Annotated in this window: 14 protein-coding genes; 7 read left to right on the top strand and 7 right to left on the bottom strand. The window is 43.8% G+C overall.

Annotation, left to right across the window (positions count from 1 at the left end):
• Window positions 1–28: 28 nt before the first annotated feature.
• From BUB28_RS13425 to BUB28_RS13400, 6 genes are all read left to right on the top strand, one after another.
• Window positions 29–940 (top strand): hypothetical protein, encoded by a 912-nt coding sequence (locus BUB28_RS13425; protein ID WP_072952059.1) that lies wholly within the window; start codon window positions 29–31, stop codon window positions 938–940.
• Window positions 937–1,740, top strand: coding sequence for a class B sortase (locus BUB28_RS13420; protein WP_072952058.1), 804 nt, complete (start codon window positions 937–939; stop codon window positions 1,738–1,740). Before BUB28_RS13425 ends, BUB28_RS13420 begins: the two co-directional genes overlap by 4 nt.
• A 154-nt stretch (window positions 1,741–1,894) precedes the next feature.
• Window positions 1,895–2,374 carry a signal peptidase I gene (locus tag BUB28_RS13415; RefSeq protein ID WP_072952079.1) on the top strand — a complete coding sequence of 160 codons (480 nt, stop codon included), beginning with the start codon at window positions 1,895–1,897 and terminating at the stop codon, window positions 2,372–2,374.
• A 14-nt stretch (window positions 2,375–2,388) separates the two neighbouring features.
• Window positions 2,389–3,192, top strand: coding sequence for a hypothetical protein (locus BUB28_RS13410; protein ID WP_139277563.1), 804 nt, complete (start codon window positions 2,389–2,391; stop codon window positions 3,190–3,192).
• Window positions 3,193–3,226: 34 nt separating this feature from the next.
• Complete coding sequence (locus BUB28_RS13405) at window positions 3,227–10,195, top strand: SpaA isopeptide-forming pilin-related protein (protein WP_072952056.1); 6,969 nt, start codon at window positions 3,227–3,229, stop codon at window positions 10,193–10,195.
• Between the two features lie 12 nt (window positions 10,196–10,207).
• Window positions 10,208–10,867: a hypothetical protein gene (locus BUB28_RS13400; RefSeq protein WP_072952055.1), complete on the top strand. Its 660-nt coding sequence runs from the start codon at window positions 10,208–10,210 to the stop codon at window positions 10,865–10,867.
• Between the two features lie 260 nt (window positions 10,868–11,127).
• On the opposite strand, the gene asnB is transcribed toward BUB28_RS13400, so the two are convergent.
• The 7 genes from asnB to gltB form a co-directional block, all read right to left on the bottom strand.
• On the bottom strand, window positions 11,128–12,708 hold the full coding sequence (asnB, locus tag BUB28_RS13395) for an asparagine synthase B (protein WP_072952054.1): 1,581 nt from the start codon (window positions 12,706–12,708) through the stop codon (window positions 11,128–11,130).
• A 117-nt stretch (window positions 12,709–12,825) separates the two neighbouring features.
• Complete coding sequence (locus BUB28_RS13390) at window positions 12,826–13,293, bottom strand: GNAT family N-acetyltransferase (RefSeq protein ID WP_072952053.1); 468 nt, start codon at window positions 13,291–13,293, stop codon at window positions 12,826–12,828.
• Between the two features lie 5 nt (window positions 13,294–13,298).
• The gene (gene purF / locus BUB28_RS13385) at window positions 13,299–14,720 is read right to left on the bottom strand and encodes an amidophosphoribosyltransferase (RefSeq protein WP_072952052.1); all 1,422 of its coding nucleotides are present in this window, start codon (window positions 14,718–14,720) and stop codon (window positions 13,299–13,301) included.
• A gap of 11 nt (window positions 14,721–14,731) precedes the next feature.
• Window positions 14,732–15,313, bottom strand: a complete 582-nt coding sequence (locus BUB28_RS13380; protein ID WP_072952051.1) for an ANTAR domain-containing response regulator — start codon at window positions 15,311–15,313, stop codon at window positions 14,732–14,734.
• 12 nt (window positions 15,314–15,325) lie between these two features.
• Window positions 15,326–16,603, bottom strand: coding sequence for a glutamine synthetase family protein (locus tag BUB28_RS13375; RefSeq protein WP_072952050.1), 1,278 nt, complete (start codon window positions 16,601–16,603; stop codon window positions 15,326–15,328).
• Between the two features lie 11 nt (window positions 16,604–16,614).
• Window positions 16,615–18,102, bottom strand: coding sequence for a glutamate synthase subunit beta (locus BUB28_RS13370; protein WP_072952049.1), 1,488 nt, complete (start codon window positions 18,100–18,102; stop codon window positions 16,615–16,617).
• Between the two features lie 3 nt (window positions 18,103–18,105).
• The gene (gene gltB, locus BUB28_RS13365; protein ID WP_072952048.1) at window positions 18,106–22,641 is read right to left on the bottom strand and encodes a glutamate synthase large subunit; all 4,536 of its coding nucleotides are present in this window, start codon (window positions 22,639–22,641) and stop codon (window positions 18,106–18,108) included.
• Between the two features lie 450 nt (window positions 22,642–23,091).
• Between gltB and BUB28_RS13360 the strand changes: the two genes are divergently transcribed.
• A complete protein-coding gene (locus BUB28_RS13360; RefSeq protein WP_072952047.1) occupies window positions 23,092–24,900 on the top strand; it encodes an ammonium transporter in 1,809 nt (602 codons plus the stop codon).
• Window positions 24,901–24,915: the final 15 nt, after the last annotated feature.

Genomic DNA, 24,915 nt, shown 5'->3' with positions numbered 1-24,915 from the left:
AATATCTTAAAGGAGGGAGGCTGGCTAAATGAGAGCAAAGAAATTATTTGCTTCTTTGGTAAGCAGCCTCCTTCTTCTTAATCATGTCAATATTATGACAGCTTTTGCGGAGGTTGTTTTACCCGAGGGCGCGGTAAAAGGACTTCCGGAGAGGCTGGCGGCTCTCGATTCTGAGGGCAGATCCGTCAACTCCGCTACAGGAGAATATTTCTTCCATGTGGAGAATATGAAATACGGCGAGACCTATTCAAAAGAGGTCCAGCTTATGAATCTCCGTGACGACGAGGCATACAACATATATTTCTACGTTGAGCCGCTTTTCAAAAACGGCGAGATTGACCTTGAAAAAGGCTGTCAGTGTACTTTTTACCTTGACAACAAAGAATTCTACAAGGGCGATGTAAACGGCAAAGGAAATATCGACCTCAGTCAGACGTACTACGACACAGGCAGATATAACCCCGGAGACAGCCATGTGCTGCGCGCAGAAGTCGTATGGAACGATATTGATGTTATTCAGAATGTGGATAACGGACACAAGCTTGTTGATGCCAACGGCACACACGTTCTTACAGGTCCGAACAGTTCAGGATATGCAGAGGGTGAAATAGAGTTCAAGTGGATATTTTTCGCATCTGTTATACCTATAAGCGGTTACGAAGTAACAACAGCTCCCGCTTCTACAACTGTTAATGCAAGCGACATTACTACCACAACAACAGCGGTTTCCACAACAGCAGGTGGGTCTTCCCTTTCAACGGACGAAAGCTCGCAAACGGTAACAACAACGGTGTCCAAAAGCATTTTCAATACTCCGTTCACGGGATATCTTGCAAAGGAAGGCAAGATATGGCTGATATCCATAGGCGTTATATCGGCAATGATAGTATTTCTGCTTGTGCTTATACACAAGGATAGAAAAAAACGTGAAAAGAAATGAAAACCCGTATTTTATATGCGCTGCTTACAGTTCTTGTTTGTGCAGGTGCTTATTGCGTATGGCGGTATTATGACGAAGTCGTCAGACCTGAAAGGCAGATATCTTCGGCAGATACTGAGCAGAACCAGCTTTTCTCACAGATAAAGCCTGCTGTTACCATACCCGTATCAAGTACCGCTGTTTCTTCTGCTGAAACAACTGTAATAACGGCTGCGGAGACGATAAAGACTACTCCGCTTGCAGATGCGGCAATGATAAACAGCAGTGTTGTGGGCTGGATAACCATACCCGATACACATATAGATTTCCCTATAGCCCAGGCAGAAGATAACGACTTCTACCTGCACAATGGATTTGATATGAAATACAACTATGAGCTTGGCTGCCCTTTTCTGGACTATCGCTGTGCATCTGATTTCAGCGGATTCAACTCAATAGTTTATGCTCATCATATGACACAGCAGAGAATGTTTGCAGATATCGCACTGTTCAAGGACAGCGAATTTATGGCGTCAAATCCCGTCGGACAGCTTACACTTCATGACGGTGTGCATACAGTCTCATTTTTCGCATATCTGAATGTTCCCTATGATTCAATGATCTATCAGGTTGCAGATACATCGGAGCATGAGGAATACCTTGATGACCTGTTTGCAGCAGCAGATTATGCAACAAAGAATAAAGATGACATTAAAGATACCGACAGACTGCTTCTGCTGTCGACTTGTACGTATGAGTACAAAGATGCAAGAGGCGTACTGGTCGGACTTATAGGACCTACAATTGAACAGCAGGAATGATCCCCCATGACAGCCTGCTTTTTATTGAATAATTACAGATTTTCTGTATTAGATATAAATATGAAGAATAATGGCAGAACCGCATAGTATGCGCTTTTCTGCATATATCCGCACTTGATTCTTAGGGGGGAATTGGGTGCGTTTTGTTATAATTATGACGAAGATCAGAAAAATATTCAATACACTCTATGAAATCATATCAACAGTGATCATCACTGTCGGTATTATTTTAGCAATAGTATATTTATGCGGTATACGGCTTTATCACGTCAAATCAGGTTCAATGCGCGAACTTCTTCCCGTTGGAAGTGTGTGCTTTGTAAACACTTACAGCAAGTATGAAGATATAAAAGCCGGAGATGTGATATCTTTTCGTGTAAGCAATGATATGCTCGTAACACACAGGGCAGAGAAAATAACGGATAACGGGATAATTACCAAAGGTGATTCAAATATTACCGAAGACCCTGATCTTGTTACAAAAGAAAACTATATAGGCAAAACTGTATTTGCAATACCGTATATCGGCAGGATATTCGGTTCTCTGCATACCTTCAAGGGATTATTTATGCTTGGAATAATTGCAGTTCTGCTTATAATATCAGGTATATTTTATAAGAAAAAAGAGGAATGAAAGGTGGAATATCTGTGGAGCGAATCATTCAGAAAGTGAATCGGTTGTTTCACGGCAATAAGCGGCAGATGCTTACTGCGGCTGCACTTTTTTTTATTGTGTATGTTCTGCTTTTAGCAGGTATCTTTTCATATTTTCACAGTGAAGACGCAGTTACAAATAAGTATATAGCGCAGAATGCGGCAGTAAGACTTTTAGAGCCTGAATGGGACGATGTCGGTCAGAATAAAGCCAAGGCTTCTGAACCAGGAATGACGATACCGAAAAATCCGTATGCAAGGAATGAAGGTCAGAATAATCTGTATATCCGTCTGAAAATGACACTGACATTAGGCAGGTTTGACGGAAGCGGCAGATATCCCGAGTATGAATCGGATTTTAATAACAATACCAGAAGGATCAATTCAATTCTCAATGTTATAAAAATGAAAAACGGCAATACAACATCCCCTCTTTTCAGTTGGGAACCTAATAGCGTTGATATCGAAAACCGAAGTTTAAAAAGCGACTGCAACAATGATGATTACTATATGGAAAATATGGGAATTCGTACACTGAACGACGGCACAACAGAACAGGTCTTCTATTTTTACTACATAAATAGAACAAAGACCGGTGAAAGCTCTGAAATGCGAGTTGTCAAACCGCAGGAAGAAACAGCGGAATTGTTTCATCAGCTGGAGATCCCTGTTTTAAAAAAGGACTACCTCGGAGTGTTCGATCAGAGCTATAACATCTCCATTGAAGCACAGGCGGTTACAGTAAATCCGGCGGAATCTGCTGCTATTTCTGTGCAGAAGAACAACTTTAATCAATAGTTGGAAGAAGTCTTACGAAAGGGCTGAAAGCAAGATGCTAAAAAAAATCACAAAAAGGATTGTGAGCTTTATTTCTGCAGCTGTTCTGACAGCATCAAATATATCCCCTGTTTTTACTTTTGCGGATGAAACGACGCTTTCGCAGGCTGCTGCATCAACAACAGATATCAGTGATACAGACCTCTCTTATCAGAGCATTGAACTGTATCCTAACGGCAAAGAGGCAGAACAGATCATAACCCTTGACGGAATGATGCCTGAGGGTGCAGAGGCTGAGGCAGTTGATGTATCGGATGAACATGACGGTATTGCCGCTTATGATATTACTATCACTGACGGCGAAAATGAGTATCAGCCAGGTGGAGAAAATCCGATACTTGTTGAGATAAACGACCCTGTTATCACAGACAGTGAAAATATCGAATTATGGCATATCCATGATGACGGCACAAGAGAGCAGATAATTGATTTTACTGTTGAAGAAGGCAAGATCAGCTTTTATGCTACGGGATTTTCGGTTTATGAGATTGTAGATGGACCGGAAAACTATGCTATAAATGCTCAATATGCATCTACTGTAGATGAATTATTTGCAGCTTCGACACCCTTTTACCTTGCTTACGATAAAGAACCTAAATACATAACAAACTCAATAAACAAAAACGATGCTTTTATAGAAACTACCGACTTAAACGCTGCATCAGTTTGGTATTTTGAAAAAATTAACGGTAATTCTTATATTTACACCAATGTTGGTTCATCAAAAAAGTATATAAAACACAAGAGTGGTAATTTGATAGAATTAGAGGTTGTCGCCGAAGGTGCAGTGCCTACAACCTCATTTGAAATATCAGAATCAAACAATTCAACTTTCTTAATAAAGAAAAAAGATGAAAATTTATGGCTTCAACATTCAGGAAGCGGTAGTGGCATCAGATTTTATACGGATAATAATAATGCAACAAATAGCAGAATAAAAGCAATATACAAATCATCTGTAACTCTTCCCGACGACCCATACCAACTTAACAATCAAACCTACGGCTTAATGTCATACAACAACAATAACTCCATTGGCTATGGTCTTGCGACAGATGAAGAAAACCTCTTTGCAAGGATGTACAGCGTTGATACCCGCGTCGAAAACAATTCAGATTCAAGAAAAACTCTCTACATTACGGATAATGTGGATATTTCCGAATGGAAGTTTGAATGGACAGAAGCTGACAAGTACAAGCTGAAAGACTCTGCCACGAACAAGTACCTCAAATCAGACGGAAGTTCACTTTCTCTTACAGATAACGCAAATGAGGCAACAGCTTTTAAGGTCATACCTGTTGAACCTCAGACTACCGGTGATACAAGAAAGCGTATCCAGCTATTGGATACGGCGAACAATAAATATATAAGCTTTAAGAATAATGCCTTTACCCTTGATGCTTCGGGTACGGACTTATGGTTCGTAAAGAAAACAATACTTAACGCAGATCAGAGAATAACCTACACAGCAGACAGAATCAGCGTATCTGACGGAGAAAGAGCCTGCGACGGACAGGAAGTCATCATCTATACCCGTATCTGGAATGAATCAAAGGAAAGATATGATTTCTATGCTCTCGACTATAACGGCACTTTAAAACGCTGTTATGCATACGGCGATAAGCTGATGTGGATGGGTGATTCTGTCAACACTCTGCTATGGAAACTGAACGTATATACCGAAAACGGCAAGGAAACAGGTTACTATGACTTGCAGAACCAATACTCGGGATATTATCTGAATCCGCAGCTCGACGGCAGTATCACAAGCGTAAAAAAACCTGGTCTCCTTCTGCCGAACCGCTTGTATGAAGTGACAGGTTCCGGTGCTGTGAATTACGGCGAATACTATACGACAATTCTTTCGTGGGATTACGATAACTACAGCTATGCGGCTGTTCGCAATAAAAACACCTCTGAAATTGAAGCAAAAGATATGGCATATGCAGACGATTACTATTTTGCCGTTATCAATAAAACTCAAGATGATACTGCGGATGAACTGCATACCGTTGCTACTCTGGATAATAACGACTATGGCATTAGCATGAAGATGATAAATTTTCAAAGCAACAGCGACCAGAATTTATTATTGCATAATGTGACTACATCACCGCAATGGTCTAACAGTAAAGCATTTGTACCGACAACAGGTCTGTTATCATCAGACTTGAAAAGCCAAAATGAAAATACTGACAAAACAGGTTATCCAATTGCAACTATAAACAACAGGTCATTTTCAGAACTGTTTGAAGAAAGCAAGATGGAAACCGTAAATAATCTTTTCATACAGAGCATTCATCATTCAAGCGGATATTTTGAATATGACAGTTGTCAGAACTATGCAACGCTAAAAGGCGGAGAAAATGGCAGCAAGAAACCATATACACGCACATATAAGGATAAAGACGGCGTTGAACATACCGAAACAGGATATGATTTTACGGTTTATAGGGAACTCGGCACACATGATTCAAGCTCTAAAAATACGCTTCGTCACGGACAGTTTTTCCCCTATAACAATATTAACGCCGGAGTATATGATACCGGAACAAATGCAGGTGTAAATCTGTACAGTTTCAACGCTTCGCCTGACAATAACATAAATATCACAACAGGTCAGTTGTCTGATGATGACCCTCGAAAATATGAAAAGCTTCACAAAATTACAAATCCGGATTACTATTTTGGTATGCAGCTTGAAGCAAAATTTGTTCAGACGCCGAGCGGTCTTGACGCATGGGGACACGATGTTATCTATGAATTCACAGGAGACGATGATTTCTGGCTTTACGTTGACGATGAGCTTGTGCTTGACCTCGGCGGTATTCATTCGGCTGTTGAAGGTAAGGTTAATTTCAAAACAGGTGTAGTAAAAACTCAGAAATCAGATTCCTCAGATTCTGAAAAGAGATATAATACAACAACGCTGCTTGATATATTTAAAAATAATTTCACCAACAGATATAAAGCAGAAAATGGCGGAGCTGCTCCGCCAACGGATGTTTTAAATGCCTACCTTGACAAATACTTTGGCAAAGATAAAAACGGCGATTATGAGAAGATCTTCAAGGACTACACAGAACATCACATGAAGATATTCTACATGGAGCGTGGCGCAGGTGCCTCTAACCTCCATATGCGTTTCAATCTCTCGTCCGTTACACCGGGAAGTGTTAAGTTTGAAAAGAAGTTTACAAGTACCGAAGAAGGCGATCTCAACCAGACAGATCTCAATGCGGTACAATTTCCGATACAGATAAGATATCAGAAAAACGATGAGGAAGATCAGAACTGGTATTATCTGACGGATAAGTCTGAGGAGAATACTCCGAGCGTTTCGTATCAGAATTTAACCCAGAGCGTTAAATATGCAGCAGAGTATAAACCGCCGAACGTAAATAAAACATACGAAAATGTATTCTTTGTAATGCCCGGAAAACCTATCGAGATCAACTTTCCCGATGACGCTATGCATTATAAGATAATCGAGTGTGCGGTAAACCGTGATATATATAATGTAAAATCCGAATCGGAATATACCGATGATGAGGGAAAAACACATGGAGTCGAATTCCATGAAGAAGACGTAATTGCTTCGGGAAATATCAAGGATCTTGTAATGGATGACGTAGAGGTTGGAAAGCTTCCTGCAATAACTCTGAAAAATGAGATCACACCGAACAGCATACAGGCGCTGAATATCACCAAGAAGCTTTATTCAAGCAAGGTCAAAGTCAAGAACAATGAGCTTCACTTCAGCAATCCCGCTGACGAGACCAAGGAGGATAAGACCACATTCAATTATCGCCTTTACCTTTCCAACGGAACTGGCTCGGAGCTTCAGCTTGCATCGCTGAGAGCCTACAATGTGCTTGACCCCGAATATAAAGTATGCAAATGGAATGCGGCAAAGCAGCAGTTTGAACGTTATACTTCCCCTGCTTACCCTAATGGCATCACCGCTTTTCAGGTCTCATCGCTCGATGAGGAAGACAGGGTAAAGCTTACCTCACATACATCGCCTTATGGCACAATTTCCAACATTCCTACGGGCTACACTGTTCACGTACCAGGTCTGCTTGTCGGAACAAAGTTTATGGTAATAGAGCGTGATTATGAGATACCTGTCGGATATAAGCTCCTCGACTATTACTGTGAGAGAGGTTATGCGATCAATGACGAAGGCGGTATTTTCAAACTGTTTGTCAATCTTGAATGGAATGATGAGGAAAATCCAAACGAACAGAAGCTTGTTGCGCTGTATAAATCAAATAATCTGATTTACAAATATGTTAATGAGTGCAGCGAAACAGCGGAACACAATGCAACTACAACATTCCAGTTCAATTATAAGGAATCAAAATCAGCTCTTTCCAATGCGGATCAGTATGAAGCTTATGAAGTAAATGTAAAAAAAGGTTCAAACATTTCTGCATCTGCTGATCTTGATAATAAGACACTGACTGTAAATGAATCTATATGGGGAGAAAGTGCGTCCCCAGGTGACAAGATAACACTTGCAGTATACGATGATGATACTGAAACCGCCAATCTCATTCCGAATCAGATAATGGAGCTTGTTTACCCCGATGACAACGCAGTGTTCACTTTTGATGACGACGCTACTGTTCAAACTGATTATCAGGTACACATAGTCAATATTAACAAGAACAAAAAGCTTTCATACAGCATGAACGGCTCACTTATCAGCTCTTATGATATTGATAAAAAGGTCCTTATTGACGGAACGGAACATACTGCCGCAATAAACAGTGCCGGAACGATAAAAAAAGGCATGGACGCTTCTGTGACAGTAAACAACTGCCGCGGCTTCGGTGTCCGTGCTAACAAGATATGGAGCGATGCAGACTTCACAACAGCGCATGACAACATATATACGGCTGTTTATCTGGACGATACACTGCTGAACGACACAGTGAGATGTCTGCAATCCCCTAATACAACAGTTCAGTATTTCTTTGATAGTATGCCACAGAGCAAACACCTTTCCAATTACGGTGTCTATGAAGTTGAACTGGAAAATCCCGTTGTAGATGAAAATGGTTATGTAAAAAGCTATGATTCTCTGCACCGACTGGAAAAGATATCCGATAATCCCAATGATAAGAAAACTGAAATCGGCGTAGCAGACAGAAAAGATTCATTTACGCTCCATGTGAAAAAGGTATGGACCAATTCACAGACGGGCACAGTTAAAATCGGAATATTTAACAGTGAAACAGCGGATAGCCCTATCGAAAATCTGACTTATGATCTGGTTTATCCTAATACGGAGATAACAGTTCATTTTGATACGCCTGAGGACACTGTAAAGGCGGCAAGCAAATATTTTGCGTATGAAATAACGGAAGATAATGATTCGATAATCAAGGGCACACGTCTCGATGTCAGTGTTGAACCTGATTTGTTGCCGCAGGAGTACACCGTGTCATATACAGATGGTGTCATGTATAAGACCAACGATGACTTAGGTGAGGAAAATGCACGTATCGATACCATCAGAAACGCCAGAAAGGGCGGTATCGAAATAAATCTGCATGAATGGAACAATACAAGTGCAGCCGACAGACCTCTTGAGGGCGGTTCATTCCAGCTTTATAAGGAGGTTTCGGGTACAGAAACGCAGGACAAGACGTGCATAAAGATCGGTGACAAATATTATAAGCTTATGAATACGTACGTATCCGACCTGACAGGCAATATCACCGTACTTTACAATTTTGAAACGGGAAACTATCTGCTGAAACAGACAGTTGCACCGCTGCAGCATATAGGTATTACCGGACCGATCACTTTCAGCATCACAGAAGACAGTTCGGGAAAATACAGACTTGATAATTGGGATAATCCAAATGACACTGATGATGACAGTGTTCATCCTGATGAAGATGCCTCTGAGAGAAGGGACTGGGCTGAATATGATGTTGAACCGAAAAGCGGTGTCCTTACAGCAATAATCGACATTTATAACAAGACTTATACGTTTGATATCAAAAAAGTAAAGAGCGGTACTGATATTCCGCTTCCGGGAGCTCGTTTCAATCTTTACAGAGAGGTTATGACGGTCAGCGGCTATGAGAAGGAATCTACTCCGCTGCCTGGTTATTCAAACCTTATTTCCGCCGTGGGAACCGGTATAATTCCTAAAATCGATAATACACTTGCTCAGGGTACATATTACCTTGAAGAAGTCCAGGCACCGCAGGGATATGAAGTGAACGAAAGCAGCAGAATTATACGCTTCTCTATCACAGAGAACGGAATAGAAGTTGAAAATGCCGGCGCTTACGGAGAATTAAAAACAGTGGATTCACTTGACGGTTCTCATGTAACATATGTTATCAGCGTTCCTAATCAGCGTTCAAGTTCAGCACCGCCTCAAAATGAGTATTATTTCGATATTGAGAAAACGATTTTCATGGATAAGTATATGCATGAGAACGGCGATGCAGAGCAGATGTTTATGTTCAAGGTCGAAAGATTTGATTTGGAAGATACGGATATGAATTCGCTTCAGGAAACATTCTATGTAACGCTGAACTGCAATGATTATGTGAATGAAACTTTCTCTATCGCTGATTCAACTGACGGAAGATTCGTTTATAATCAAACAAATCATAAGGTTACAGTAAATAATCTAAGCGCTGAAGGTACATATTCATTCCCCACAGATATCCGCACAGGAACGCAGCATATATGCACAAAGAAAACAGGTATTTACAGGATAACCGAGATAACCGACTGGTCGATAACTGATTATGACTTCTGGAAAGGCTCAAACAGGGTGAAAGGAAGTAATGAAGAGCCGAGAAATGACGGCTCGGTTGTGCTTACTGTCGAAAGCACTGAGATCGTTAAGACTGCCTGCTTTGCAAACTGTGAAACGGAATATGCTTACCTAACATCACAGGCATGGGCAAAGAACAGTATCATTAAATAAGGAGGAAACGATATGAAGTCAAGGAAAAAACATATCGCAGCAGCGGCTGCGGGAGCTGTCATATTGTTTCTTACTCCGTTAATTGTTTATGCGTTCATACTGAAAAGTGCAGAGAAGGTCAATCAATTCCGCCCTGCCAAACAGGATATTCTAATTGCTGAAAATCAAAACAATCCCGCTGAAACTCAGGATAATGAAATAAAATGGTCAGTAACCACAAATACTTCGGGTAATCATGTAGCTGTAAAAGAAGTTTCGGTGAACGAGATCAGTAATCCCAACGGAGAATACCTGCGGGTGCGGCTCGTACCCGCATGGTATGATTCATCAGGCTGCATTGTATCAGGGATTGAAGACGTTACCGATATTTGCAGTGCTGTGATCGAAGATAATAAGCTTTTATTCAAAGACAGCGGCGGAGAAAACACAGTAGTCACGGTAAATCTTGCGGAAAACTGGAACGAGAAATGGGAAACGGTCCCAAATAATACCAATGTACAGTATTTCAAGTCAAAGGTACCGATAAAAAAAGATGAGAAAGAAATTGAACTGATGTCCTCGGTCGAAATATCAGATACAATTCTTTCGTCTGCCCAGACAAACAATATTACTCTTCATCTTGATGTTCTTACAGATTCCATACAAGACAATGTAAATCCTAAGTGGCAATAAACCCCAAACAGCGGCAAAGGAAAGCGAATATGCTCTCCGATGCCGCTGTTTTTATATCGTACTGTTTCATAAGGCAAGGAAACAGCAAAAGGCGAACTTTTCGTCCTATGTTTCTTTCGTATTATGTCTCTCCTTTTGCGTTCCTTACATTTTATAGCACATAAAGCCGCCCTTATAACGGTTTTATCCCGTTATCAGGACGGCTCTTTGTATTCAGTATACGTAAACAATGAGCTGTTCGTACTGTAAATGAATATGTATTATTTTCCGCTCTCGCCGTAGTTTGAAAGAACTCGTGCAGATGGGTCGTTTACATTACAGCCCTCCCATTCCTTGTTAGGCATCCAGAAATCAACGACCATTTCACTGTTTCCGGGATAATACTTCTCAAATATCTCGCGGTACAGAAGTGATTCCTTTGTAAACGGCTTGGAATGAGTATATTTTGTGCAGTCAAGCTCAAATTCCTCGTCTGAGTAATAATTCTCGGCATATTCTTTAAGATAGTCCACCATAGAATGTCCTACAGCGTCCGAGAAAGCAGCTTTCTCACGATATAGGATATCATGCGGCAGATAGTCGCCCTCAAAAGCATGACGCAGCAAATACTTTCCCTTGTTGTACTTGTTAAGCTTCATCTCGGGGTCGATAGCCATTACATATTTCACAAAATCAAGATCACCGAACGGCACTCTTGCTTCAAGAGAGTTTACCGAGATACAACGGTCAGCACGGAGCACATCATACATATGAAGCTCGTGTACACGTTTTACCGACTCCTGCTGAAATGCTTCGGCAGATGGAGCAAAGTCTGTATACTTATATCCGAAAAGCTCATCTGATATCTCACCTGTGAGAAGTACGCGGATATCTGTCTGCTCGTGGATAGCCTTGCAAAGGAGATACATACCCATACTTGCGCGGATAGTAGTAATATCGTATGTGCCGAGAAGATGAATTACATCTTCAAGAGCCGCAATAACATCGTCCTTTGTTATTATGATCTCCGTATGGTCACTGCCGATATAATCAGCGACCTGCTTTGCGTATTTAAGATCGATAGCGTCTGTGTTCATACCGATAGCAAAAGTTTTTATAGGCTTATCGCTTTTTTTCTGAGCAATAGCGCATACAAGTGACGAATCAAGTCCGCCGGACAGCAGAAATCCAACCTTTGCATCAGCGTCAAGACGCTTCTCAACACCTGCAACAAGCTTATCGTGAATGTTTTTGCATACGGTATCCATGTCGTCATGTATCACCCTGTCTACAGCTGTGATATCGCAATAGCAGCGGAACTCTCCGTCCTTATAATAGTGTCCGGGAGGGAACGGCATGATCTTTTTGCATATATTAACAAGGTTTTTCGGCTCGCTGGCAAAAGCCATTGTTCCGTCATCAGACTTGCCATAATACAGCGGACGTATACCGATCGGATCTCTTGCAGCAATGAATTTTCTCTCGGTGCTGTCATATATCACACAGGCAAATTCAGCATCGAGCATTGCAAACATATCAGTACCGTATTCTCTGTATAAGGGCAGAAGTATCTCACAATCACTGTCACTTCTGAAAGTATATCCCATTATGATAAGCTTATCCCTGAGACTGCGGAAGCCGTACAGCTCACCGTTGCATACTGCAAAATCTCCGTCAAGCTCAAATGGCTGCATTCCCTCGGGAGTAAGTCCCATTATGGAAAGTCTCTGAAAGCCGAGAATACCGTCAGGCACCTTTACTATCCTCTGATCGTCAGGACCGCGTGACACTGTTGCCTTCAGTCCCTCCATTACTTTTCCTGTACCGCCGCTGACACCGCAGTAACTCATTATCGTACACATTTTCTATTCCTCCAGTTCAGCCTTTAGCCGTAAGCCAAAAGACATTAGCCGTTCAGGCTCGAATTATTGATATATTCTGACCGTACAGCGCCATTGATGCACAGCCGTTATCAAGGATCATCGTGTAAGATCCTTTGCAAAGCAAACAGCACCTTCAAGACTGTCATAAGGCGGATAATTTTCAATTTGATAATATCCGCGCTCTTTATACAGACTGACCGCAGCAGTCATTATTTCTCTTGTCTGAAGAACTGTTCTGTCAAAGCCCAGAAGGGCTGCCCTTTCCTCTAATATATTCATCATTTCCGTTGCTATATGCCTTCCGCGGTATTTGGGATCTACCCAGACCCGTTTTATCTCCGCGTCAGTGTCCGAATACCTTTTCAGTCCTGCACAGGCAGCAGCATTATCATTTATATAAGCTATCAGCACATACTGTATGCTGTCAGACAGATTGTAAGGAACAAATCCGCTCCTGTTAAGCTTTCCGCCTACAAGGCTGTCGTAATATTCCTCTGTTATGAGGTAAAAGCGACTGAAGTCTTCGTTTTCAGCGTCTGTCCATTTATACGTGACCTGTTCCATGAACGTCACCTGTGTATTTTTTCATCGAATTTATTCTTGTAACCTGCTCCGGTTACGTCAACGGGATAATCGCCTGTAAAGCAGCCGTTACAGTAACCGAACCTGTTATCCACAAGCTCTCCGAGACACTCCAGAGGCAGATAACCCAGACTGTCCGCACCGATATATTTTGCTATCTCTTCCGTAGAATGACATTTCCCCGCAATGAGATTTTCCTCAGAGTCTATGTCGGTACCGAAATAGCAGGAGTGAACAAACGGCGGAGATGATATGCGCACATGGACTTCCTTAGCCCCTGCATCTCGCAGAAGTCTTACTATCCTTGCGCTGGTAGTGCCGCGTACAATAGAATCGTCTATCATTATGACACGTTTTCCGCTTACACTCTCACGTACTGCATTGAGCTTTATCTTGACTGCGTTCTCACGCTGATTTTGATCGGGCTGTATAAAACTGCGCCCGATGTATTTATTCTTTATGAAGCCGATACCGTAAGGTATGCCGCTTGCATTAGCGTAGCCGAGAGCCGCATCGAGTCCCGAATCAGGTACTCCGATAACGATATCAGCGTCAACAGGACAATTCTTTGCAAGAAGCTCCCCTGCCTTCAGCCTTGCATGATGTACCGATACTCCCTCAATAACAGAATCGGGACGGGCAAAGTATATGTACTCAAATATGCATATATGCTTTTTGGTAGCGCAGTTAGTGGTTATGGAGCGCAGTCCTTCCTTATCTATTACAACTATCTCTCCAGCCTCCACGTCACGTATGAACTCAGCACCCACTGTTTCAAGCGCACATGACTCCGAAGCAACAACATATGCACCGTCGTGAGTTTTTCCTATGCAAAGCGGACGGAAGCCATTGGGGTCACGGAAAGCAATTAGCTTCGTCGCCGTCATAAGTATACAGGAGTAAGCTCCCTTGATGAACGGCATTGCCAATTCTACAGCCTGCTCGGTAGAGCTGCTGGTAAGTCTCTCACGTACTATTGAATATGCGATAGCTTCCGTATCGGAAGTACCGTGGAATATAGCCCCCGACATCTCAAATGAGCTGCGAAGCTCAGAGGCATTGACAAGGTTTCCGTTGTGTACAAGAGCCATATTGCCCTTGATATGCCGAATGACCAGCGGCTGTATATTGTTGTGGTTATGACCGCCTGTAGTGGAATAGCGAACGTGTCCCACTGCCATATTGCCGCTGCCAAGCTTGTCAAGCTCCTCACGGGTGAACACCTCGGAAACAAGTCCGTCCGCACGCTTGTGGCGGAAGATACCGTCATCGCAGACAGTTATGCCGCAGCTCTCCTGACCTCTGTGCTGGAGAGCATAAAGTCCGAAATATACAGAAGCAGCCACATTTGCTGTCCTGTTCTCGAAAATGCCGAAAACTCCGCATTCTTCGTGTATCGTGTCAAACATTTTTTGCACCTCTACAGATACTGCTCGCTGAGCTTGTCGATTATGGCAAGAGCGGCAATGCTCTTCTTTTTTCGCTTGTTCATAGCATACTGCTCAATGTATGCATGAGCCTCACCTTCTGTCATGCCCTTGTACTCCATAAGCATGAATTTCGCCTTATCTATGGTCTGTATCTCGTTAATCTTTTCCTCAAGGCGGGCATTTCTGAGATAAAGCTCTGCCGAACGGTTTACCGCTATATCTACCGTCCTTACTATCTGATACAGCACTGTTTTGCTGAATGGCTTCCCTACAATGATAATCCCTGCTTTTTCCGCACGTTCGCTTATCTTGTCGGCAAGCTCTGCCTTTATAAGCAGTATACAGTTAGACGATGTCTTTTCGGTAACATACTCGGCAAATTCAACGCCCGATTCGTCCATAAGCGGCGAATTTATCATAACAAGCTCGGTAAGCATATCAGCTTCAAGAACATTTTTCGCCTGATAAGCCGATTCGACGACCTTCGGAGTACATTTGAACGATTCACGCAGAAAATCAAGAAGAGCTTCAGCAGCATTTTTATTACTTGAAACTACAAGAATCTTTTCCAAAATGCACCTCCATTAAAGCGAGCTGAAAAATTTCTTATCTTCATATGCTTCCTTGTTGTATGCTGAAGAATACTCCTTCCATTCCTCACGGCTCTTACCGATGATGATATTCAGGATACTCTCGGGTATATATCTTTTCAGGAACTCTGAATTCTCAGCAAGCTCTGCTGCTTTTTCAAGATCCTCGGGAAGTCTTTCTGTTCCGCTGTTTTTCTCGGGAAGGACAGCTCCCGAAGCCATGCCTTCCATAGCAGCATATATCATCAGACCGAGTACAAGATATGGATTGCATACACAATCTGATACTCTTAATTCAACAGCTGTATCATCGCTGTCAGGAGACATTCTTATAAGCTGTGAACCCTCTTCGTCAGACCAGATGATATCCCTCGGGGCTGTAAACTCTCCGAGTCTTGCATACGAATTGACAGTTGAATTGGTAAATAATGTAAATTCACGTATATGATCCATTATTCCTGCTGCCGCACTCTTTACCATTCCGCCGCACTCGGAAACGCGTTCCTCCAGAAAATCGCTGTCAGGAAAGACAGTAAAGCTTATATGCATACCGTTTCCGCAGTCGTTGCGCAGCGGCTTAGGCATGAAGCTTGCGTGTACACCGTGAGTCTCGGCAACGGATTTTACCGCAGATTTGAAACTAAGAAAAGTATCGGCAGCTTTAAGGGCAGACGATGAATTAAAGTCTATCTCATGCTGACCGCAGCCGCTCTCATGTCGTGAGGAAACAGGCTGTATGCCCATCTGTTCAAGAGTAAGGCATACATCACGGCGGATATTCTCACCCTTATCATCCGGAGCAATATCACAGTAGCCTGCAAAATCATGTGGAATCTTGGTCGGTATTCCCTTTTCATCTTTGAGGAAAAGCGTAAATTCACAGGAGGTTCCGAAACGGAAACAATAACCTGAATTCACGGCAGACTTCATGGCTTTTTTCAGGAAATAGCGGCTGTCTCCCTCAAAGGGAGTGCCGTCCTTGTAACGGATATAGCAGAACATACGGATAACTCTTCCCTGCTGAGGTCTCCACGGCAGAACGGTCATTGTCTGAGCATCGGGAAAAAGGAACAGGTCCTTGCCGTTTGCAGCCTCAAAGCCTGATATCTTTTTCGCAGCGACACGTACTCCGCGCTCAAAAGTAACAGCAAGCTCTGAGGAAAGTATTGATATATTTTTCAGTCTGCCATTAAGGTCGCAGAAGGTCAGCTTTACGAACTTTACGTCGTTTTCCTCGATATACTGCAATATCTCGTTTTCTGAATAGATCATATCGTTCTCCTTTATTTCAGATTGGTGTAGCCCATAAGGTATTCGTCCACCTCTGCTGCTGCATCCCTGCCCTCGCGTATCGCACGGACTACAAGAGACTGTCCGATATGCATATCTCCTGCGGTGAACACCTTTTCAATATTTGTATTATGACAATTCTGAGCTGTTTTTACGTTTGTACGCTGGTCGAGTTCAACACCGAAAGCCTGAGCAACATAACTCTGACAGCCAAGGAAGCCTGCTGCGATAAGACAGAGCTCACAAGGGAGTATCTCCTCGCTTCCTTCTATCTCCTTAGGCACTCTTCTGCCGCTTGCAGGATCTGTAACAAATTCGAGCTTTACAGTCTTTATAGCCGAAAGTGCGCCTTTCTCGTCCTTTATGAATTCCTTGACAGTAGTGCAGTAGATACGAGGATCATGTCCGAATACTGCTATAGCCTCCTCCTGACCGTAGTCTGTCTTGCAGACACGGGGCCACTGAGGGAACGGATTGTTTTCAGCTCTTTCATCAGGGAGCTTAGGCATCATTTCAAGCTGTGTAACAGACTTGCAGCCGTGACGGACAGAAGTACCGACACAGTCATTTCCTGTATCTCCTCCGCCGATGATAACTACATTTTTATCCTTAGCCGAAATGTACTTACCGTCCGAAAGCTCAGAGTCAAGCAGACTCTTTGTAGTAGCTTTAAGGAAGTCAACTGCGAAGTATATCCCCTCTGCATCTCTGCCCTCAGCCTTTATATCACGGGGATTTGATGAACCGCAGGCAAGTACGACAACATCAAAGCCGTTCATTATCTCATCTGCCGAAACATTGTCTCCAACATTTGCGTTTATGACAAACTCCACGCCCTCGGCTTTCATAAGCTCAATACGACGCTCTATGATATGCTTTTCAAGCTTCATATTCGGGATACCGTACATCAGAAGTCCGCCTGCACGGTCAGAACGCTCATAAACCGTAACATTGTGACCGCGCTTATTGAGAGTATCGGCAGCGGCAAGTCCCGAAGGACCTGAACCGATAACTGCTACTCTCTTGCCGCTGCGGACAGCGGGAGCCTGAGGCTTTATAAGTCCGCTTTCAAATCCGTATTCGATTATGGAGTTCTCGTTCTCCTTAACAGTAACGGGACTGTCGTAAACTCCGCATATACAAGCCTTTTCGCAAAGTGCGGGACATACCCTTGATGTGAACTCGGGGAAGTTATTGGTCATCAGCAAACGACTAAGTGCCTGTTCCTTCTGACCGTGGTAAATAAGGTCGTTCCACTCGGGGATAAGATTGTTCAGCGGGCAGCCCGACACCATTCCGCAGAGCATTTTTCCGTTCTGACAGAAAGGAACTCCGCAGTCCATACAGCGTGAAGCCTGTTCTCTGCGCTTCTCATCTGAGAGCGGTACGTGGAACTCATTGAAATCCTTTATACGCTCCAATGGCTCCTTAGCCGTTGTTTCGGTTCTTGTATATTCAAGAAATCCTGTTGCTTTTCCCATGGCTCACGCCTCCTTTCTTATAAGCTCAAAGGCTTCTATTTCAGCCTTTTCACGTGATACACCTGATAATACAAGCGATTTTACTGTGCTCTGTATCTTAGCATAATCATGTGGTATTATCTTCTTGAAGCATGGCAGATAATGCTCGAATTCAGCAAGTATCTTCTTTGCCTTCTCCGAACCTGTAGCTTCTGCGTGCTCGGATATGATAGTTTTCAACTCTGTGATGTCCTCATCTGCTGTCACTGTTTCAAGTGATACAAGCGACTTGTTCAGACGAGTGTAAAGGTCATGCTTTTCATCGAGAACATAAGCGATACCGCCCGACATACCTGCGGCGAAATTCTTTCCTGTACCTCCGAGGATAACAGCACGTCCGCCTGTCATATACTCACAGCCGTGGTCGCCCACGCCCTCACATACAGCTATTGCACCCGAATTTCTTACGCAGAATCTTTCACCTGCAACGCCGTTGATAAATGCTTTTCCTGAAGTAGCACCATAAAGTGCAACATTTCCGACGATGATATTCTCATCAGCCTTGAAGCCTGAATTCTTAGGTGGATAAAGTACAAGCTTGCCGCCTGAAAGTCCCTTGCCGAAATAGTCATTGCTGTCGCCGCAGAGCTCAAGTGTAAGTCCCTTTGGTATAAATGCACCGAAGGACTGTCCGCCGCTGCCTGTGCACTTAACAGTGAATGTATCATCAGCAAGAACATTCTCACCGTGTATCCTTGTTATCTCTGCACCTGTAAGAGTTCCCACAGAACGATCGGTATTTACCACATCAACTGAAATGCTCTTGGTTGAACCGTTTTTCAGTGTGCTTCCCAGCTTCTTTATTATAACACGGCGGTCTATAGTGCTGTCAAGCTCAAAATCAAAAATATCTGCGGGATCGTAATGCTGCTTTTCATCAGAATGGCTTACTGACAGTATATTTGTAAAGTCGATATTGCTATTTACTGCGCTGTCCTTTGGTTTCAGCAGGTCACTGCGTCTAACAAGCTCATCAACAGTACGAATACCCAGCTTTGCCATATACTCGCGGAGCTCCTGTGCAATGAAATGCATGAAGTTAACAATGTATTCGGGCTTGCCGCGGAAACGCTTGCGGAGCTCAGGATTTTGTGTTGCGATACCCATAGGACAGGTATCAAGATTGCAGACTCTCATCATAACGCAGCCCATTGTTACCAGTGGAGCTGTTGCAAAGCCGAATTCCTCAGCACCTAAAAGTGCTGCAACAAGTACATCACGACCTGTCATGAGCTTTCCGTCTGTTTCTATACGAACTCTTGAACGGAGACCATTGAGCATAAGCGTCTGATGTGCTTCTGCAAGACCGAGCTCCCATGGAAGTCCTGCATTATATATGGAGCTCTTCGGAGCTGCACCTGTACCGCCGTCATAGCCCGAAATGAGTATTACCTGTGCGCCTGCCTTGGCAACACCTGCCGCAACAGTTCCAACGCCTGCTTCCGATACGAGCTTTACTGATATACGAGCCTTATCGTTGGCATTCTTCAGGTCATAGATAAGCTGTGCAAGATCCTCGATAGAATATATATCATGGTGAGGCGGAGGTGAGATAAGTCCCACGCCTGCGGTAGAGTGACGTGTTTTTGCGATCCAGGGATATACCTTACCTGACGGAAGATGTCCGCCCTCGCCCGGCTTTGCGCCCTGAGCCATTTTTATCTGTATTTCCTGTGCAGAAACGAGATATTCCGATGTAACACCAAATCGTCCGGAAGCCACCTGCTTGATTGCTGAGCACTTGTCTGATTTCAGACGTTCAGGGCTTTCACCGCCCTCACCGCTGTTGGACTTGCCTCCGATACTGTTCATTGCCATAGCCATGCACTCGTGTGCTTCCTGTGAAATAGAGCCGTAGGACATTGCGCCTGTCTTGAAGCGTTTGCAGATGCTTTCAACGGACTCGACCTCGTCTATCGGTATGCCGCCGTTTTCATCAAAATCAAAGTCAAGGAGGCTGCGGAGCGTAAGCTCGTTGTCCTCTCGTGTTATTGCAGCTGAATATGCCTTGAAGGTCTCATAATTACCTGTCCATGCAGCCTGCTGGAGCAGATGTATAGTTTCAGGAGTGTAGAGATGCTCGCTCTTTCCGCTGCGGAGCTTATGGCTGCCTGCACTGCCGATATTGGAGTTTACTGTAAGTCCCAGCGGGTCAAATGCTGCTGTGTGGAGCTTCTCTGTACGCTTGCTTATATCACTGAGACCGATACCGCCGATACGGCTGACAGTTCCTGCAAAATAGCTGTCTATAAGCTCACGGGAAATGCCAACGGCTTCAAAGAGCTTGCTGCCCTGATAGGACTGGATAGTAGAAATACCCATTTTTGAAGCTATCTTGACAATACCGTGAAGGATAGCTGAATTGTAATCGTCCTCTGCTGCGTAGAAGTCCTTGTCAAGTGTGCCGTCCTCAATAAGTGAACGTATGCTTTCATGTGCAAGATAAGGATTTACAGCACAAGCTCCGTAACCAAGAAGTGTTGCAAAATGATGTACTTCTCTCGGCTCTGCACTTTCGAGTATCATTGCAACTGCTGTACGCTTCTTTGTGGAAACAAGATGCTGCTGAAGCGCTGCAACTGCAAGCAGTGAAGGTATTGGACAATGGAACTCGTCCACACCACGGTCAGAAAGAATAAGTATAGAAGCACCGTCACGGTAAGCCTTGTCAGCCTCTATGAACAAACGCTCAACTGCCTTTTCCAGTGAAGTACCTATATAATATGTGATCGGTATAACTGCGATCTTCAGACCCTTCTGATTAAGAGCCTTTATCTTGAGCATATCCGTTTCTGTAAGGATAGGATTTTCGATCTTGAGGACGTGGCAGTTCTCAGGACGTTCCTCAAGGATATTACCGTCCTTGCCGATATATACGCTTGTATCCGTAACTATCTCCTCACGGATAGCATCAAACGGAGGATTTGTAACCTGTGCAAAGAGCTGACGGAAGTAGTTGAAAAGGCTTGGAGACTGCTTGTCAAGCGGTGGGAGCGGTATATCACTTCCCATGGAAGCTATCGGCTCTGCGCCTTTTTCAGCCATTGGCAGTATAGATGTACGGATATCCTCGTAGGAATAACCGAATGCCTTTTGCAGCTTTGCAAGCTCGTCCTTTGAATAGGTCTGTACTCCCTTGTTCGGTATATGCAGATCATGCAGACGGACAAGATTTGCGTCCAGCCACTCTCCGTAGGGCTGGCGTGTTGCATATGTGGACTTTATTTCATCGTCCTCGATAATACGACCCTGCTTTGTATCAGCAAGAAGCATTTTTCCGGGACGGAGACGATCCTTTTTCACGATCTTTTCGGGAGCTATATCAATACAGCCTGTTTCAGATGAAAGTATCAGGAATCCGTCACTTGTTACGCAGTAACGCGAAGGACGGAGACCGTTTCTGTCAAGAACTGCTCCCATGACCTCACCGTCTGAGAAAATGATAGACGCAGGTCCGTCCCACGGTTCCATCATTGTAGCGTAGTACTGATAAAGGTCATACTTGGCTTTTGAAATAGTCCTGTCGTTCTTCCATGGCTCCGGAATTGTTATCATTACTGCAAGAGGCAGCGGCATACCCGACATTACCATGAATTCAAGAGCATTGTCAAGTCTTGCGGAGTCGGAACCATTTACATTTATAGCAGGAAGTATCTTATACATATCTTTTTTCAATGCCTCACAGCTCATACTCTCCTCGCGTGCAAGCATCTTATCTGCATTTCCTGTTATAGTGTTGATCTCACCATTGTGTACTATCAAGCGGTTCGGGTGAGCCTTCTGCCAGCTTGGATTTGTATTTGTTGAAAAACGGGAATGTACAGTAGCAATAGCAGACTTGAAATCCTCGCTCTGCAAGTCTGTGTAGAACTTTCTGAGCTCGTCAACAAGGAACATCCCCTTATATACTATTGTGCGGCTGGAAAGCGAACATACATATGTATTTTCATTTGAATGTTCAAACTCACGTCTTGCAATAAAAAGCTTTCTGTCAAAGTCAAGCCCCTTTGAACATTCCTCGGGACGCTTTACAAAAGCCTGCATGATATAAGGCATACTGTCAAGTGCCTTCTGACCGAGTATACCCGATGATACAGGCACATCACGCCAGCAGATGAACTCCATTCCGTTCTTTTTGATAATGAGCTCGAACAGCTTCATAGCCTGACCGCGCTTCATTTCATTCTGTGGGAAGAAAAACATTCCCACACCGAAATCACCATTGTCGCCGATATCATAACCAAGTTTTGCGGTCTCACTTATAAAGAAGCTGTATGGCATCTGTACAAGTATGCCTACACCGTCGCCGGTCTTGCCCTCAGCGTCCTTGCCTGCACGGTGTTCAAGCTTTTCAACGATAGTAAGAGCACTGTCTACAACATATCTGGACTGCTCGCCCTTGATATTAACTACCGCACCTATGCCGCAGTTATCATGTTCAAATGTGGGATCATAAAGTCCCTGCTGCTCGTATGGAGCTTCACTTCTGAAATTGTCCATTTAAGTCACGCCTTTCCGATACGCCTCGCCATTGAACCGTATCGCATAATAAAAAAGACGTTTCAACAGACAGATAGCCTGCTGAAACGTCCTTGTTCTTGATTACTATCTTAGCACTTTAAACCAGCATTGTCAAGAGCATTTTCAAAAAAATACAGAAAATCTCGCAAAATCCGTCACTTTTGTAAAAAGCGCAGTGCTTTTTGCGTTTAAAGTACCAAAAAAATATAAATATCAGACAAAGTTCAAAAAAGTGCTTGACAAATGGTGATCCATAGGCTATAATGGCATTGTAAACAGCAAGGGAGCTGCGGACATCAAGTCTGTAGCTCTCTTTTTTTGTTATTAGTACTAATTCCATACACAAAGGGGTGTATGATGAACTGAGTTTTCAGTGCATCGTACACCCTTTTGATATTTATGCTGTATCTTATCTTAGGAGGTATTCTTATGGACTCTCAGACAATTTTACAACAAGCCATGGACGAGACCAACGGTGTAGTCTTTGGCGTATGGTTCCTTATTGGTGCTGCTCTCGTATTCTTTATGCAGGCAGGCTTCGCAATGGTGGAGACAGGCTTCACCCGTGCAAAGAATGCAGGCAATATCATCATGAAGAATTTAATGGACTTCTGTATCGGTACAGTAGTTTTCATTCTCATAGGCTTCGGTCTTCTCTTCGGTGAAGACTTAGTCGGTATAATCGGTGCTCCCGGATTTGATATATTCACTTCCTACGGCTCATTCGACTGGTCAAACTTCGTATTCAACCTTGTATTCTGTGCAACGACAGCTACTATCGTTTCAGGTGCAATGGCTGAACGTACAAAGTTCCTTTCTTATTGCGTATACTCAGCTATCATCAGTGCAGTCGTTTATCCTATCGAAGCTCACTGGGGCTGGGGCGGCGGCTGGCTCAGCCAGTGGGGATTCCACGATTTCGCCGGTTCAGCACATATCCACATGGTCGGCGGTATCGCAGCTCTCGTAGGTGCAGCTATCCTCGGACCAAGAATAGGCAAATTCCACAAGACTAAGGACGGCGAAGTTAAAGTAAACGCTATCCCCGGTCACAACCTTACAATCGGTGCTCTCGGATGTTTCATTCTCTGGTTCGGCTGGTACGGATTCAACGGCGCAGCTTGCACATCTATCGACCAGCTGGGTTCAGTATTCCTCACAACAACTATCGCTCCTGCAATTGCAACAGTAACTTGTATGATCTTCACATGGGTTAAGTACGGCAAGCCCGATGTTTCAATGTGTCTTAACGCTTCACTGGCAGGACTTGTTGGTATCACAGCTCCATGTGATGTAACAGACGCTCTCGGTTCAACTATAGTAGGTATCGTTTCAGGACTCCTCGTATGCTTCGGCGTATGGTTCCTCGATTACAAGCTCCACATCGACGATCCTGTCGGTGCAGTAGCAGTTCATATGATGAACGGTATCTGGGGCACTATCGCAGTTGGTCTCTTTGCAAATCCTGAGGTTCCCGGTTATTCACTGGTAGACCAGAACGGCGACCAGCTTGCAGGTCTGTTCTACGGCGGCGGCTTCGGACTCCTGGGCAGACAGCTCACAGGCTTCGTTGCTATCGCAACCTTCACAGCTATCTCAATGGCATTGGTATTCATCTTGATCAAAAAGACTATCGGTCTCCGTGCTTCAGAGCAGGAGGAGATCCTCGGTCTTGATATTACAGAACACGGTCTTGTATCCTCTTATGCTGACTTTGCTCCTGCACTTTCAGACATCGGCATGAAGGGCTACACAAAGGACGACGCTAAGAGCGTAAAGAAAGTCGGCACTCCCGGAACACCTGCTGTTCCTGTTGATAAGGCAGTTGAAATTGAGAACTACTCAGTTCCTTCACCTGACGGCGCAACAAAGCTCACAAACATCGTAGTAATATTCAAACAGCAGAAGCTTCAGCAGTTCATCGAGGCTATGGAAGCTATTGACGTAAAGGGCATCACAGTAACCAACGTACTTGGCTGCGGTATGCAGAACGGACAGAAGAACTACTACCGTGGAGCTTCTGTAGAAATGAACCTTCTCCCCAAAGTAAAGGCTGAAATTGCAGTATGTGCAGTGCCTGTAGAAAAGGTAATTGCAGCAGCAAAGGCAGCTCTCTACACAGGAAACTACGGCGACGGTAAGATGTTCATTTATGACATCGAAAATGTAATCAAGATCCGTACAGGTGAAGAAGGCTACAATGCACTTCACGATTCAGCGGAGTGGGAAAAAGCATAAGCTGACAAGGGCGTC

The organism is Ruminococcus flavefaciens (genome assembly GCF_900143025.1).
In the GTDB taxonomy this organism is placed as follows: Bacteria; Bacillota; Clostridia; order Oscillospirales; family Ruminococcaceae; genus Ruminococcus; species Ruminococcus flavefaciens_I.
The sequence above is the reverse complement of the archived record's forward strand: the minus strand, read 5'-3'. Positions and strand labels throughout refer to the sequence as shown.

Excerpts from the sequence above, each read along its gene's own strand:
- BUB28_RS13425 (WP_072952059.1), top strand. The coding sequence starts at position 29 with ATGAGAGCAAAGAAATTATTTGCTTCTTTGGTAAGCAGCCTCCTTCTT.
- BUB28_RS13420 (WP_072952058.1), top strand. The coding sequence starts at position 937 with ATGAAAACCCGTATTTTATATGCGCTGCTTACAGTTCTTGTTTGTGCA.
- BUB28_RS13415 (WP_072952079.1), top strand. The coding sequence starts at position 1,895 with ATGACGAAGATCAGAAAAATATTCAATACACTCTATGAAATCATATCA.
- BUB28_RS13405 (WP_072952056.1), top strand. The coding sequence starts at position 3,227 with ATGCTAAAAAAAATCACAAAAAGGATTGTGAGCTTTATTTCTGCAGCT.
- BUB28_RS13400 (WP_072952055.1), top strand. The coding sequence starts at position 10,208 with ATGAAGTCAAGGAAAAAACATATCGCAGCAGCGGCTGCGGGAGCTGTC.
- asnB (WP_072952054.1), bottom strand. The coding sequence starts at position 12,708 with ATGTGTACGATAATGAGTTACTGCGGTGTCAGCGGCGGTACAGGAAAA.
- BUB28_RS13390 (WP_072952053.1), bottom strand. The coding sequence starts at position 13,293 with ATGGAACAGGTCACGTATAAATGGACAGACGCTGAAAACGAAGACTTC.
- purF (WP_072952052.1), bottom strand. The coding sequence starts at position 14,720 with ATGTTTGACACGATACACGAAGAATGCGGAGTTTTCGGCATTTTCGAG.
- BUB28_RS13375 (WP_072952050.1), bottom strand. The coding sequence starts at position 16,603 with ATGATCTATTCAGAAAACGAGATATTGCAGTATATCGAGGAAAACGAC.
- BUB28_RS13370 (WP_072952049.1), bottom strand. The coding sequence starts at position 18,102 with ATGGGAAAAGCAACAGGATTTCTTGAATATACAAGAACCGAAACAACG.
- gltB (WP_072952048.1), bottom strand. The coding sequence starts at position 22,641 with ATGGACAATTTCAGAAGTGAAGCTCCATACGAGCAGCAGGGACTTTAT.
- BUB28_RS13360 (WP_072952047.1), top strand. The coding sequence starts at position 23,092 with ATGGACTCTCAGACAATTTTACAACAAGCCATGGACGAGACCAACGGT.